The sequence below is a fragment of the Granulicella pectinivorans genome, from assembly GCF_900114625.1.
In the GTDB taxonomy this organism is placed as follows: domain Bacteria; phylum Acidobacteriota; class Terriglobia; order Terriglobales; family Acidobacteriaceae; genus Edaphobacter; species Edaphobacter pectinivorans.
In genome coordinates, this window is the sequence record NZ_FOZL01000001.1 from 1,452,596 (window position 1) to 1,466,339 (window position 13,744).

Sequence of the window (13,744 nt, forward strand, 5' to 3'; positions counted from 1 at the left end):
TTCATACCAGCTTCGGATGTACCCTGTGGAACCCAGTCGCCTCCTGGTAAGCCCGCGCCAGAGCCGCTACCTTCGCGTCCTGATAAAGCCCACCCAGAAACGTAATACTCACCGGGGTCCCCGGCCCGCCCTGGTTCTGCGGACTCCCATCCCCCTCATTGATCGGCTTCGGAGCATCCTCGCCCCGTACGCCATTCGGCACAATCACCGCCGGCTGCCCCGTCAGATTCGTCGCCGTAAGCTGGTCCCCGCCCGAGGGCGTCACAATCACATCCACCGTCTCGAACAACTGAGACATCGCCGCAATCGCAAGCGTCCTCGCTCGCATCGCCTGCACGTAGTCGACCGCTGAATAGAACCGCGCCACCCGGAACTGATTCGGCCAATCCCCCGGCGTTTGCCCGGTCAACAGCTTGTCCCGCCCCGATCGGGTCAACTCGTCGAATGCCGCCGCGGCCTCCGCCTCCAGCACAGGAACCATCGCGCCAAACGGGAACTTCGGCATCTCCACCGGAATCAGCTTCACCCCCATCGCCCTCAGCGTATCGAGCGCGGCCGTGTTGAAGCGGGCATCGTACGTCTCCTGCTCCCGCGCCTTCCGCCTGCGTGCTACGCGCGCGTTGTACGCCTCCAGCTCCGGCCCCGGTCCACTTGGAGCCCGCGGAATCTGCAACGGAGGCTGCGCCTCAAACGCCGGTTTGAAATACCCCACCCGCAGCGCCTTCCAGTCGAACCCCGCGTCCCAGTTGAACGCCGCCGGCTTCACCGAAAGGTCATGCCCATCCGGGCCGTAGATCGCCCCCAGCACCAGCGCGCAGTCCTCCACCGACCGGCAGATGGGCCCGATCTTGTCCATCGACCACGTCAGCGCCATCGCGCCCGTCCTCGGCACCAGCCCATAGCTCGGCCGCAGCCCCGTCACGCCACACCGCGTGCTCGGGCTGGAGATCGACCCCAAAGTCTCCGTCCCAATCCCAAACCCCACGCACCCCGCCGACACCGCGCTCGCGCTCCCCGCCGACGATCCGCTCGACCCCTGCTTCACATTCCACGGATTTCGCGTCCTTCCCCCAAACCAAAGATCCCCCTGCGCCAGCGCACCCATCGTCAGCTTCGCGATCAACACTGCCCCCGCCGCATCCAGCCTCTTCACCACTTCGGCGTCATAATCGAACGTCTGCTCCTCAAACCCAGCCGCACCCCACGTCGTCCTGTACCCCTTCACCGCCAGCAGATCCTTCGCGCCCCACGGAATCCCATGCAGAGCCCCCCGATAGTTCCCCGCCGCAATCTCCTTGTCCGCCGCCGCTGCCTGCGCCAAAGCCCGTTCATCGGTCGCCGTAATCAAGAAATGCAGCATCGGGTCGAACTTCTTCAGCCGCGCCAAATACATCTTCGTCAGCCCCACCGAATTGACCTTCTTCGTCCGCACCAGCTCCGCCAGCTCCCGGACGGTAGCAAACGCCAGTCCATCCGACTCGCCCGCCAGCCCCGCCGCAACCTGCCCCGCAAGTTCTTTCACAGGAGGCGCCGCACTCATCGTCACCGGCTTCTTCGCCGTATCGAGCACCATCCCACCCGGCACCGGATCGAACACCATCGCCGGCGACACAGAGTTCGGCATATGCAGATCCCGAATCGCCTGCACGCTCTCCCGCTGGCCTTCCAGCATCTCCAGCATCGCGGCCTTCTGCTCCTCCGCAATCGTGATCCCCGCGATCACCCCCGCCGCATCGATCATCGCCGGCGTAATCTTGGCCGGCTTCTCGCTTTGGGCAGAGGCCTGCGTAGCCAGCGTCAGGAGCACGCCGGGCAGCATCGTCGACCCCAGACCAGCCGCCGAACAAGCCGCAAGAAAACGTCGCCGCGTCGAAGAGGAGGAGGGAAGGGAAGCTGGGATATCAGTCATGAACGCATTATTGCACCGAGCATCGCTCTCGCCACATGCCCTTTGTGGCTCTTAGATCTCCAGCAAATCCCGTCCGACTACAATCTCCCCGGCAAAGTAAGGCCGCACCGACTCCAGCCACACCTTGTCCTCCACAAACGGATAGCCGCCCGGCACCAGGTGCGACAGGACCAGCGTTTTGACCTTCGCCTCCGTCGCAATCTTTCCCACCTGCTCCGTTGTCGTATGGCTCGCTAGCAGATGCTCCTTCAACCGCACCGCATTCGGCTCCGTCGCAATCAGCTTTTCGATCGCCGGCAGATACATCACCTCATGCACCAGCACATCCGCGCCCTGCGCCAGCTTCACCAGGTTTTCAGAAGGTGCCGTATCCCCGGAGATCACGATGGACCGTCCCGCGGTATCGAACCGGTAGGCAAAGGCTGGGTCCAGCGGAGGATGCCTGACCACTGCCGCCGTCACCTTCACGTTCTCGTCCTGCATCACGACCCCTGCTTGGGTAACCTCATGCGCACGGATCAGCGGAGCCAGTGGCGGACGCCCCTCATCCACCGCACGCGTCCTGATGTCGACGTCATTCATCTCCAGAAACAACTCCGTCATCCGCTTCAGCGGGGGCGGACCGTAGGTATCCACTCGATGGGCCAGATCCGTCGCCCAAGCCAGCAGAAGCAGATTTCCATAGTCCGCGTTGTGGTCCGAGTGGTGATGCGTCAGAAAAACATCCCGAATCGACCCCAGCTTCAAACCCGCAGCCACCATCTGCCGCGCCACACCATTCCCGCAGTCCACGACGTACGAATCCCCACCCACCACAATCACCTGTGCACTCGCCGACCGTCCTTTCTTCGGCGTCGGTCCACCCCCAGTCCCCAGCAGAATCAACCTGGTTCGCGCCCGCGGACTCACAGCCGTCTGCGCCAATCCGGTCATCATCCCAACACCCGCAGCCGCACCCGCCGCAAGAAACTGCCGCCGTCCCATCCCGCTCTTCAATCTCTGCCCATTCATCCCCGCATTATTGCACTGACCCAAAGCAAAGAAGGAGGCCACCCGAAACCTCCCGGATGGCCTCCTTCATTCTTTCTGCCCTGTTTCGCTGAACCCTAAATATCCAGGTTCTTCACATCCAAAGCATTTTCTTCAATGAACTTCCTGCGGCTCTCGACATCTTCACCCATCAGCGTGGTGAAGATCTCTTCGCAGCCCGCAATATCCTCAAGCTTCACCTGCACCAGCGTCCGCTTCTCCGGATCCATCGTCGTCTCCCAGAGCTGCGGAGCCGTCATCTCGCCCAGCCCCTTGTAGCGCTGCACGTCGTACTCCTTCTTGCCCTGCTCGATCACGTATTCGAACACCTCGCGCACCGTCTTCTTCTCCACCGGATCGGTGTTCACCCTCTTCGACCGCTTCGGAGCCTTCGTCTCCTGCACCGCATCGGCGGCGACCACCACCGGCTCGCCCAGCACGCCCTCTTCCGCCGCAGCCTCCTCGGCATCGTCGATCGCCTCCTGGGCCACCGCAGCCGCCGTCTTGGCCGCATACGAGATCAGGAACGGAGCCTCCAGCTTGTCTTTGATCTGCGCATACTTCGCCAGCAGCAGACGCGTCTCCGCGGCATTCGCCATCGCCCAGTCAATCCTGCGCACCGCGCCCTGCGAATCCGTAAAGCTGATCGACCACGTCTGGTGTTCGAGATCCATCTCCGGCTCGCCCACCGCGCGGAACTGGAACTCCTTCTCCATGCCAAGCAGCTTCTCGCGCATCTCGTTCAGCTTGTCCGGCGTCTGGAAGTCCGCGCGCACCGCGGGCGTCGAGCCCTCATGCGCAAACAGCTTGATGAACTCCACCAGAGCCGTCTCGTTCCTCAACCTCTTCACCACCTTGTCCTGGTAGTCGAGATAGTCCTTCAGGTTCTGGATATAGCTGGTCAGGTCGGCGCCGGTAAGCTGCGCGGCATGCTCGCCATACGTCAGCACCATCCCGTCCGAGGCGCGCTTCACCATCACATCGACGTAGGCCCGCTCGTCCTTGATGTACTGCTCGAACTTGCCCTTCTTGATGCGGAACAGAGGCGGTTGTGCGATATAGACGTGGCCACGCTTGATCAGCTCCGTCATATGCCGGAAGAAGAACGTCAGCAGCAGCGTCCGAATGTGCGATCCGTCGACGTCGGCATCCGTCATCAGGATCAGCTTGCCGTACCGCAGCTTCGAAGCGTCGAAATCGTCTTTTCCAATGCCGCATCCCAGCGCCGTAATCATGGCCCGAATTTCTTCGTGACCCAGCATCTTGTCGTAGCGAGCCTTCTCGACGTTCAGGATCTTACCCTTCAAAGGAAGAATCGCCTGGAACCGCCGATCGCGTCCCTGCTTCGCCGTACCGCCGGCCGATTCACCCTCAACCAGGTACAGTTCGCAGCGATCCGGCTGTCGCTCGGAGCAGTCCGCCAGCTTGCCCGGCAACCCGCCGCCATCCAGCGCACCCTTGCGCCGTGTAAGATCGCGCGCCTTACGCGCTGCCTCGCGCGCACGCGCCGCATCGATCGCCTTGTTGATAATCCTCTTCGCCACCTGCGGGTTCTGTTCCAGGAACCCACCCAGCCGCTCGTTCACAAACTGCTGCACCGTGCCGCCGATATCGGAGTTCAGCTTGCCCTTCGTCTGGCCCTCAAACTGAGGCTGCGACAGCTTCACCGAGATCACCACCACGAGGCCTTCACGGACGTCATCGCCCGAAAGGTTCTCCTTCACATCCTTGAACAGGCCGAGCGACTGCCCAGCCGCATTGATCGTGCGGGTCAGCGCCGTCTTGAATCCCGAAAGATGCGTCCCGCCGTCCACCGTATTGATGTTGTTCGCAAACGTAAACACGGTCTCGGAGTAGGCGTCGTTATACTGCAGCGCAATCTCCATGGCCACGTTATCCCGCTCGGCCTCCATGTAGATCGGCTTATCGTGCAGCACCTGCTTGCCCTTGTTGATGTGCTTGATGAACTCCGCAATGCCGCCCGCGTACTTGAAGAGCTGCGTCTTCGCATCGCCCGTCTTGGCGTCGGTCGTCCGCTCGTCCGTCAGTGAGATCTCCAGACCCTTGTTCAGGAAGGCGAGTTCACGCAGCCGCTGCGCCAGGATGTCCCAGCTAAACTCCGTCACGGTAAAGATGCTCTTGTCCGGCAGGAAGTGAACCTTGGTCCCCTTGCGCTTGGTTGGACCCATCTTGCGCAGCTTCGAAATCGGCGCGCCCTTGGAATAGTCCTGCTCCCACGCAAAGTCATCGCGCCAGATCTCGACATCGAACTCTTCCGACAGGGCATTGACGCAGCTCACGCCGACGCCATGCAATCCTCCCGAAACCTTATAGTTCGAAGCATCGAACTTGCCGCCCGCATGCAGCATCGTCAGCACGACCTGGACCGCCGGCATCCGCTCCCCGTTGATGACCTTGTCATCCACCGGAATGCCGCGCCCGTCGTCGGTCACCGTAATCGAGTTGTCGACATGGATCGTCACATCGATTCGGGTCGCGTGTCCACCCAGCGCCTCGTCCACCGAGTTGTCGACCACCTCGTACACCAGGTGATGCAAACCCTGCTCGCCGGTCGATCCGATATACATCGCCGGACGCAGCCGAACCGCAGCCAGGCCTTCCAGAACCGTAATGTTTTCGGCGGAGTAACCGCCACCCTGCTTGGGGGCCTCGGGAACGATAGGGGTGTTCGGATCTTCAGGGAATTCGGAAGCGACGGGCGACGATGCCATAGATCTCCAGTTCTTGATAGCCGCCAAAGCTCAGAAAAAGAGTCTTCGGCGGGGGCGAAAATTAGATCGGTCCCAAGCCTGCCAAACTGCGCTAAAACCAGCGGTTTACGCGGCTTTGAGATACCCTAATTATACCCGGATCAGACCCGCGCGTACACGCCGCACAGAGCCGCTTCTGGCCCTCGGAACCAAGGTCTGCTACACTGAAAGACGTTGTAGAGCCACGTCGTGTACGTGCTTTGCATCAATCGCGTCTTTTCGTCAGGAACACCATGCCAAAGTTGAAGACACACAGTGGCGCGGCCAAGCGCTTCAAGAAGACTGCCAGCGGCAAGTTCAAGCGCGGCCAGTCCAAGATGCGCCATATCCTCACCTCGAAGGCCACCAAGACCAAGCGCAAGCTCGGCGGCGGAGCCCTCATCTCGGTGGCGGATAACCCAAAGGTCGCCCGGATGCTCCCCTACGCGTAAAGCGATGGGCATCCAATAGAGTTTTTCAGATCGAGCCGCTCCGAAAGGAGCAAAGGGCCGGAAATTGCGAACAAGGCCCCTGGGTGAGCCAAAGCGAAGCCCACCGAGATCTGGATCTGCACAGCGCGTGAAGAGGCCACCCTTACCTCCAGCCGCTCAACGAACTACGCAAAAGGAGACGTGTCATGCCCCGTGTCAAACGGAGTACAAAGCGCAGCGATCGCCGTAAAAAGATCCTCAAGCGCGCCAGTGGTTACTTCCTCACGAAATCCAAGCTCTACCAGGCCGCTCAGGAAGCCGTCGAGCGCGGACTCAAGTTCGCCTACACCGGACGTAAGCAGAAGAAGCGCCAGTACCGCGCTCTCTGGATCGTCCGTATCAATGCAGCCTGCCGCCTCAACGGCATCAGCTACTCCGTCTTCATCTCCGGCCTCAAGCGCGCGGGCAACGGCCTCGATCGCAAGATCCTCGCCGACATCGCCGCCAATGACGCCGCAGGCTTCGCCGCCCTCGTCGCCCAGGCCAAGGCAGCTCCCAAGGCTCAGCCCAAGGTCAAGACCGCAGCGTAGTCCTCGCGTAATTTCACAGAATCGGCACGACTTCGGTCGTGCCGATTCTTTTTTCTTGCCCATCCATCAGTTATCCTGCAAGTATGCCAACCTCCAGATCCAGCGATGCTCCCGCCGAGGCCTCCGCGACCTTCGAATCCTGGGGACGCTATCCCAAGTACTCTGCCCGCATCATCCCCCTCGCCTGGCAGAACGACTTTCCCAACAACATCCGCGGCCTCCACAACGGAGTCATCCCCGCCGGCATGGGACGCAGCTACGGCGACGTCGGCCTCCTCAAGGACGGCAACCTCCTCCTGACCACCGGCATGGATCGCCTCCTCGCCTTCGACCCCGAGACCGGCATCCTCACCGCCGAGTCCGGCATCACCCTCGCCCAGATCCTCGACTTCGCCGTCCCCCGCGGCTTCTTCCTGCCCGTCACCCCCGGCACCAAATACGTCACGCTCGGCGGCGCCATCGCCAACGACATCCACGGCAAAAACCACGAGCTGGCCGGCTCTTTCGGCAATCACGTCCCGTGTTTCGAGCTCGTCCGCTCCGACGGCTCCCGCCGCCTCTGCTCCGCCACCGAGAACCCCGACTTCTACGCCGCCACCATCGGCGGCATGGGCCTTACCGGCCTCATCACCTGGGCCCAGCTCCGGATGAAGCCCATCGTCTCCCGCCTCATCGACTACGAGGGCATCCAGTACCACGGCATCGACGAGTTCCTCGCGCTCAAGGAGAAGTACAAGCACGTCGAATACACCGTCTCCTGGGTCGACTGCGTCTCCACCGGCAAGAACTTCGCGCGTGGCGTCATGATGGTCGGCGACCACACCAAGGAGCCCGGCCCGCTGCCCCAGACCCCCGAGCCCAAGCTCGCCGTCCCCTTCGACCTGCCCGGCTTCCTCCTCAACAAAACGACGGTTTCGATGTTCAACACCGCGTTCTTTCACAAACAGATCAAGTCCCACGTCGTCACCAAGCAGGACTACGAGCCCTTCTTTTACCCGCTCGACAAGGTTCTGCACTGGAATCGCGGCTACGGCAAAAACGGCCTCCTCCAGTTCCAGTACGCCATCCCCTGGGAAGGCGCCGTCGAGGGAACCGTCGCCATCCTCAAGGAGATCGCCAAGTCCGGTCTCGCCAGCTTCCTCGCCGTCCTCAAGGCCTTCGGCGACATCCCATCGCTCGGCATGATGAGCTTCCCCACCCCCGGCATCATGTTCGCCCTCGACTTCCCCATCAAGGACAACATCAGTTTTCCCCTCATGCAGCGCCTCGGCGACATGACCCGCGACTACGGCGGCCGACTCTACTCCGCCAAGGACGCCTGCATGACCCCCGAGCAGTTCCGTGCCTTCTACCCCAACTGGCAGAACTTCGCCCGCTACCGTGACCCCGCCTTCACCTCCTCCTACTGGGAGCGCGTCACCGGAGAGACCCCCACCCTATGAGTACCGCGATCCAGACCTCCACCCCCAAGAAGATCCTCGTCCTCGGAGCCACCTCCGGTATCGCCGAAGCCACCTGCCGCCTCTGGGCCGCGGAGGGCGCAGCCCTCTTCCTCGTCGCCCGCAACGAGGAAAAGCTCGCCGCCGTAGCCGCCGATCTCAAGGTGCGCGGAGCCTCCTATATTGGCACCGCCGTCGCCGACCTCGACGACACCGACCAACACCCCGCGCTCCTCGCCCACGCCATCAACTCGCTGGCCGGTATGGACATCGCCTACCTCGCCCACGGCATCCTCGGAGATCAGACCGCCGCCGAGCAGGACTTCGCCACCGCCGCCCAGATCATCCACACCAACTTCGTCTCGCCGGTCTCGCTCCTCACCTGGCTCGCGAACTACTGCGTCCAGCGCAAGTCCGGTGTCCTTGCCGTTATCTCCTCGGTGGCCGGAGACCGTGGCCGCAAGTCCAACTACTTATATGGATCGTCGAAGGCCGGCCTCACCGCCTTCCTCGCCGGCCTCCGCAACCGCATCGACCGCGAGGGCGTCACCGTCCTGACGATCAAGCCCGGCCCCATCAAGACCGCGATGACCGCCACCATGAAGGGCGCGGAGAAGTTCGCCGACGTCAATCAGACCGCCAAAACCATCGCCGGCGCCATCGCGGCGAAAAAGGACAACCTGTACGTCCCGTTCCAGTGGCAACCGATCATGTTTGTTATCCGCAACATACCAGACCGCATCTTCAAAAAACTCAATCTCTGAGACCCTCGGCGCACATTTTCAAAGACGATGCCCTCCCCCCATACCCCGCTCCCAGCGGGGTATGTTATTTTCAACGATTTCCATAGAGCAATCCGAAGGGGATTATTGCAATACGTGGATTTATCCAGAAATTCATAGAATGTTTGCGTGGCATAGACGCTGAAAAACAAACGAAAGCTTACGAAACCCCCATATTTTTTTAGTTCCAGGTTTGGCGCATAACGTGCTCTCAGTCTTCCAGTGTGCGCTCCCGAGCTGCACTCCACCGTTTCATTGAATCCGTCAGAGTGACTTGCCAAAGCTGTTCTCTGGAATAAAGAAGCGATAGTCGATAACTAGGAGCAACAAGACATGGACTTTAGAAAATTTACATCGGTGGCCATTTTGACAGCCGCTCTCGCGCTTTCCGCGGGAAGCGCCTATGGCCAGACCAGTAAGGGAATTCTCGTTGGTGTCGTTCGCGATTCTTCGGGTGCCGTTATCCCCAACGCGACCGTAAAGATCGTTGGTAACTCCGACGGCGCCGTCCGCACCATCACCACCAAGGGCGATGGAAGCTACCGCATTGAAGCTCTCGATCCAGAGAACTACACCGTGACCGCCTCTCAGACGGGCTTCGCAGGCTATTCGGCTGCAAACGTCATCGTTTCGCCGTCGCAGGTCACCACCTACGATATGAAGCTCTCCATCGGCGGAGCAAACGATGTGGTCAGCGTCGAAGCAGACTCCATCTCGATCAACACCGAGAACGGCCAGCTAACCGGTCTCGTGAATTCTACAGATCTCGCCAAGCTTCCTATCTTTTCGCTGAACCCGTATGAGCTGGCCACGACCGTCCCCGGCGCTCAGGTCGTCAGCAACAGCGGCTTTTCAAACGGACAGGGCCTTCAGGTCAACGGTGCACGTCCCCGCGCCAACAACTTCCTCCTCGACAGCCAGGAGATCAACGACGTAGGTATCGGCGGTCAGGCCTTCCAGCCCACCATCCCGGACTCCTTCGAGTCGGTTGCCGTCTTGACGAGTGCTGCGTCCGCAGAATACGGTCGCGCCGGCGGTGCGGTCGTCAACCTCGTCACCAAGCAAGGAACGAACGCCTACCATGGTTCGGTCTATGAGCGTTACGCGGGCTCGGGTATCAATGCTCTTGGTGGCCAGGAGCGCGGATCCGATAACCCGAAGGCGCGTTTCAACACCCACACCTACGGCTTCACCGCAGGCGGACCGATCTTCAAAGATAAGCTCTTTGTCTTCGGTGGCCTTGAACTGCAGCGCTACTACGGAAGCCAGACCGCGAACCTCCTTCAACTCCCCGATGCATCTGGTTATGCCACGCTGCAGAAGATTGGCGGTCCCCAGGTTGCGTTGCTGAGCCAGTACCTCAGCAATGGCAGCTATCTGACGACCTACAACCAGGTTGCCGGCCGCACCGTGGTCACGACCAACGTCGGTCCCCAGAACGGCTGCCCCACCACCGGTTGCATCATCACGACCAACACCTTCCAGCGCCCGAATGCAAGCACCAGCAACCCCGACACCCAGTGGACCTACCGGGTCGACTACAAGCCCTGGGAGAAGGACAGCGTTGGTTTCCGCTACCTGCATGATCGCTCCTCCTTCAGCCCCGACTTCCAGAACAACGGTTCCGCACTTGCGGGCTTCGATACCCAGCAGGGTGGTCCCGCTGAGCTTGGAGCAGGCTACTGGACGCACATCTTTGGACCGAACGTCATCAACGAGTTCCGTGTAGCTGAGACGCGTCTGAGCTTTGCGTTCGCTCCTACCGCAGCGACCCAGGCGAACCCGCTCTTTGCCCTTCAGACGATCAACATCTCTGGGCTCCCCTCCTTGGGACCGAACCAGAACTTCCCCCAGGGCCGTGGCGAAGACTTGTATCAGCTCCAGGACACTGTCGGCTGGACGAAGGGACGTCAGTCGCTCCGCATCGGCTTCGATATCGGACGCCAGCTGGAGAAGGATCTTGTCTCGCAGAACGCCAAGGGTACCCTTACCTTCGCCAAAGGCGGCACGAACGCAAATGGAGTCAGCTACATCTCCGCGCTGGGCAACTTCCTCCAGAACCAGCTTGGACCTTCCGGAACGGCGACAAGGACCTTTGGCCCGACCCGTATCGATCCGCACGGCTGGCGCTCAGGCTTCTTCGCGCAGGACGACATCAAGCTGAATGCTGACCTGACCGTCAACATCGGCATCCGCTACGACTACCTCACCAACCCGGAGAACTCGCTGCAGTACCCCGGTATCGATCCCACCAACCCTCTTGGAATTCTTGTTGCCCCGACAGCGGTCGGACAGCCCGCCACCGCAACGGTCAACAAAATCAAGAATGATAAGAACAACGTCTCGCCTCGCTTCGGCTTTGCCTACGCGCCCCATGCCGGTGGTTTGTTCGCAGACGGCAAGTCGGTCATCCGTGGCGGCTTCGGTATCTTCTACGATAGCGACTTCAGCAACTTCGTCACCAATGCAGCGCAGAGTGCCCCCAACGCGCCTACCGGAACACTCACCTCCACGACGGGTGCCGGTCTCGCGAATGCAACCAGCCTTGTATCCACCATTCCTGCCAACCTCACCCTCACCTCATCGGTGACGAGCGTGGTCACGAACATGGTCAACCCCGTCACCTATCAGTACAACCTGGGTGTCGAGCACCAGTTCCCGGCCAACATCTTCCTCGCCATCCGTTACGTGGGATCGCGTTCGAACAAGCTCTTCGCCAATCAGCAGTACAACTACTTCTCGGGACTGACCGGAAAGCGTCTCAATCCCAACTACGGTGCCATCGTCGCCCGTGGCAACTTCGCGGACTCGAACTACAACAGCCTCCAGGTTGAAGGCGCTCACCTCTTCTCCCACGGCTTCCAGATCCGCGCCAACTACACCTACAGCAAGACCCTGGACGACGGTTCGGAGATCTTCACGCCTGATGGGTCTGACACCTCCTACACCGCAAACCTGGCACCCGGCGGTCGTCGCCAGGACTACGGTCCTTCGGCGTATGATCACCGCCACTATGCAGTCATCTCCTACGTGTGGTCGCCTGTCGGCCTGCACACCACCAATGCAATTGGCAACGCGGCCCTCGGCCTTCTGACTCGCCACTGGACCGTCTCGGGAACCAGCCGCTTCCAGAGCGGTATCTACGGGAACTTCGGCACCTACGGGATCGATATCAACGGTGACGGAAGCTCCACGAACGACCGCGCGATTGTCAGCAACAAGAACGCTCCTCTCGAAAGCGGTGGCATCGACGGCGCATTTGTCGGCGGCACCACGGGAACGTACTACGATCTCGCCACTGTAAACGGTCCCGTCGGCAATCTCGTCGTCGTCAATCCGTCGAACGTCCACTTCCTCATCCCGTACGGTCCAAACAACCAGTACCTGAGCCAGGAGATTGGTCGCAACAGCTACTCCAACCCGGGCAGCATGAACAATGATCTGGCTCTCGAGAAGGGTGTCGGACTGTCCTATCTCCACTTGGAGCGGGGCAAGCTGGTTCTCCGCGCCGAGGTGCAGAACATCGCGAACCACAACAATATCGGTTATCTGGATTCAAGGGTCACTGACATCGGTACCGGCAACTTCCTCAATCGTAAGAATGGTCTCGAGGATGCAGGTCGCCAGATGTTCCTGTGGGCAAAGATCCAGTTCTAACCTCAAACCGCAGCAAAACAAGAAGAGGCACCCCATCGGGGTGCCTCTTCTTGTTTGCGATAGCCTCCATAGAACGCGAGCAACAAAAGCGGGATAGGTCAGGCCGTCGCCTTTTCCTATCCCGCTTTTAACTCTTCGCCTCTCTTCGGTCCGGCTTCGAAGCTAGTCCACCTGTTGCTGCTGTTGCGCCATCTGCTGCTGCCGCGAAGGCGGTGGCGGCTGTTCCGGCAACGCCTGTGCCTTCTCCACCAGGATCGACCAATCCTCCGGCACCGGCATCTCCTGGTCCAGCGACGGTGTCCCGACCGAGGGCGTAACCCGAACCGCGACGCTCAACTCGCTCTTGGCCCGTCCCCGGAACATCCCGTGCGTCGGGGGAACATCCGCATAATCCCGTCCAATCGCCGTCCGGATATGCCGGTCTCCCGCCACTAAATGGTTCGTCGGATCGAACCCGACCCACCCCAGTTGCGGAATCAGCGCTTCCACCCAGGCATGTGTCGCCGAGTGCGAGCTCCGGTCATTCCCACCGCCATGGAAAAGATACCCGCTCACATACCGGCACGGAATCCTCAGCTTCGACCGCACCAGCGTCAGCATCACATGCGCAAAGTCCTGGCACACGCCCTTCCGGCTGTTCAGCGCCACGTCGATCGGCGAATCCACCTTCGTCGACTTCGGCACATAGTCGAAATACTCATAGATCTGCCGGTTCAGCTCATGCAGGCACATCAGCGGATCGTCCTTGCGCCGCACATCGAAATGCTGTGCCAGTTCATCGAGCGCCGGCGTAGGCTCCGTAAACTCGCTCGGAAACAACATCTCCCAGTAGTCGCCCTGCTCAACCATCGCATCCAGCTCTTCCCACGCTCCGGGAGCAAGGAACCAGGGAATCGCCACCGAAGGTTGCACCTCCACAAGCGACTCCGCCACAATCACCAATTGCCCATGCTGCCCAGGAATATCGAAGTGGTGTACATGGTTCGACAGATGATCCCGATAGCTGAACACGCGACATCGCGGACTCACCGACAGGTGAAACGTCAGGCAGCGCTGGTTCTGGTCGCTCCGCGGATGCATCCGCGTCTCCATCATGCTCTCGCTCACCATGTTCGAGTACAGGAACTTCGTCAAATGCCGTATCGAGTAGTACATGA

General features: G+C 60.7%; 9 protein-coding genes. 5 read left to right on the forward strand and 4 right to left on the reverse strand.

Annotated elements, in window-relative coordinates:
• Position 1: 1 nt before the first annotated feature.
• Genes BM400_RS05830 through gyrB form a run of 3 tightly spaced genes read right to left on the reverse strand, consistent with a single transcriptional unit; the run spans position 2 to position 5,670 of the window.
• A complete protein-coding gene (locus tag BM400_RS05830) occupies positions 2-1,909 on the reverse strand; it encodes an amidase (RefSeq protein WP_089837488.1) in 1,908 nt (635 codons plus the stop codon).
• Between the two features lie 51 nt (positions 1,910-1,960).
• Positions 1,961-2,962 (reverse strand): MBL fold metallo-hydrolase, encoded by a 1,002-nt coding sequence (locus BM400_RS05835; protein ID WP_217644081.1) that lies wholly within the window; start codon positions 2,960-2,962, stop codon positions 1,961-1,963.
• A gap of 53 nt (positions 2,963-3,015) precedes the next feature.
• Positions 3,016-5,670: a DNA topoisomerase (ATP-hydrolyzing) subunit B gene (gene gyrB, locus BM400_RS05840; RefSeq protein ID WP_089837492.1), complete on the reverse strand. Its 2,655-nt coding sequence runs from the start codon at positions 5,668-5,670 to the stop codon at positions 3,016-3,018.
• A 272-nt stretch (positions 5,671-5,942) separates the two neighbouring features.
• Between gyrB and rpmI the strand changes: the two genes are divergently transcribed.
• The 5 genes from rpmI to BM400_RS05865 all read left to right on the forward strand — a co-directional run bounded on the left by rpmI (position 5,943) and on the right by BM400_RS05865 (position 12,587).
• A complete protein-coding gene (gene rpmI / locus BM400_RS05845; protein WP_089837495.1) occupies positions 5,943-6,140 on the forward strand; it encodes a 50S ribosomal protein L35 in 198 nt (65 codons plus the stop codon).
• A gap of 185 nt (positions 6,141-6,325) precedes the next feature.
• Positions 6,326-6,709 carry a 50S ribosomal protein L20 gene (gene rplT, locus BM400_RS05850; RefSeq protein WP_089837497.1) on the forward strand — a complete coding sequence of 128 codons (384 nt, stop codon included), beginning with the start codon at positions 6,326-6,328 and terminating at the stop codon, positions 6,707-6,709.
• Positions 6,710-6,792: 83 nt separating this feature from the next.
• Positions 6,793-8,151, forward strand: coding sequence for an FAD-binding oxidoreductase (locus tag BM400_RS05855; protein WP_089837499.1), 1,359 nt, complete (start codon positions 6,793-6,795; stop codon positions 8,149-8,151).
• Positions 8,148-8,912, forward strand: coding sequence for an SDR family oxidoreductase (locus BM400_RS05860; protein ID WP_089837501.1), 765 nt, complete (start codon positions 8,148-8,150; stop codon positions 8,910-8,912). The genes BM400_RS05855 and BM400_RS05860 overlap by 4 nt, the downstream gene beginning before the upstream one ends.
• A gap of 375 nt (positions 8,913-9,287) precedes the next feature.
• A complete protein-coding gene (locus BM400_RS05865; RefSeq protein ID WP_245781706.1) occupies positions 9,288-12,587 on the forward strand; it encodes a TonB-dependent receptor in 3,300 nt (1,099 codons plus the stop codon).
• Positions 12,588-12,749: 162 nt separating this feature from the next.
• On the opposite strand, the gene BM400_RS05870 is transcribed toward BM400_RS05865, so the two are convergent.
• Positions 12,750-13,742 (reverse strand): transglutaminase family protein, encoded by a 993-nt coding sequence (locus BM400_RS05870; RefSeq protein WP_089837505.1) that lies wholly within the window; start codon positions 13,740-13,742, stop codon positions 12,750-12,752.
• Between the last annotated feature and the right edge of the window lie 2 nt (positions 13,743-13,744).

Bases quoted from the DNA above. Each gene is read 5' to 3' on its own strand.
- BM400_RS05830 (WP_089837488.1), bottom strand. From the start codon at position 1,909: ATGACTGATATCCCAGCTTCCCTTCCCTCCTCCTCTTCGACGCGGCGA.
- gyrB (WP_089837492.1), bottom strand. From the start codon at position 5,670: ATGGCATCGTCGCCCGTCGCTTCCGAATTCCCTGAAGATCCGAACACC.
- rpmI (WP_089837495.1), top strand. From the start codon at position 5,943: ATGCCAAAGTTGAAGACACACAGTGGCGCGGCCAAGCGCTTCAAGAAG.
- rplT (WP_089837497.1), top strand. From the start codon at position 6,326: ATGCCCCGTGTCAAACGGAGTACAAAGCGCAGCGATCGCCGTAAAAAG.
- BM400_RS05855 (WP_089837499.1), top strand. From the start codon at position 6,793: ATGCCAACCTCCAGATCCAGCGATGCTCCCGCCGAGGCCTCCGCGACC.
- BM400_RS05860 (WP_089837501.1), top strand. From the start codon at position 8,148: ATGAGTACCGCGATCCAGACCTCCACCCCCAAGAAGATCCTCGTCCTC.
- BM400_RS05870 (WP_089837505.1), bottom strand. From the start codon at position 13,742: ATGTACTACTCGATACGGCATTTGACGAAGTTCCTGTACTCGAACATG.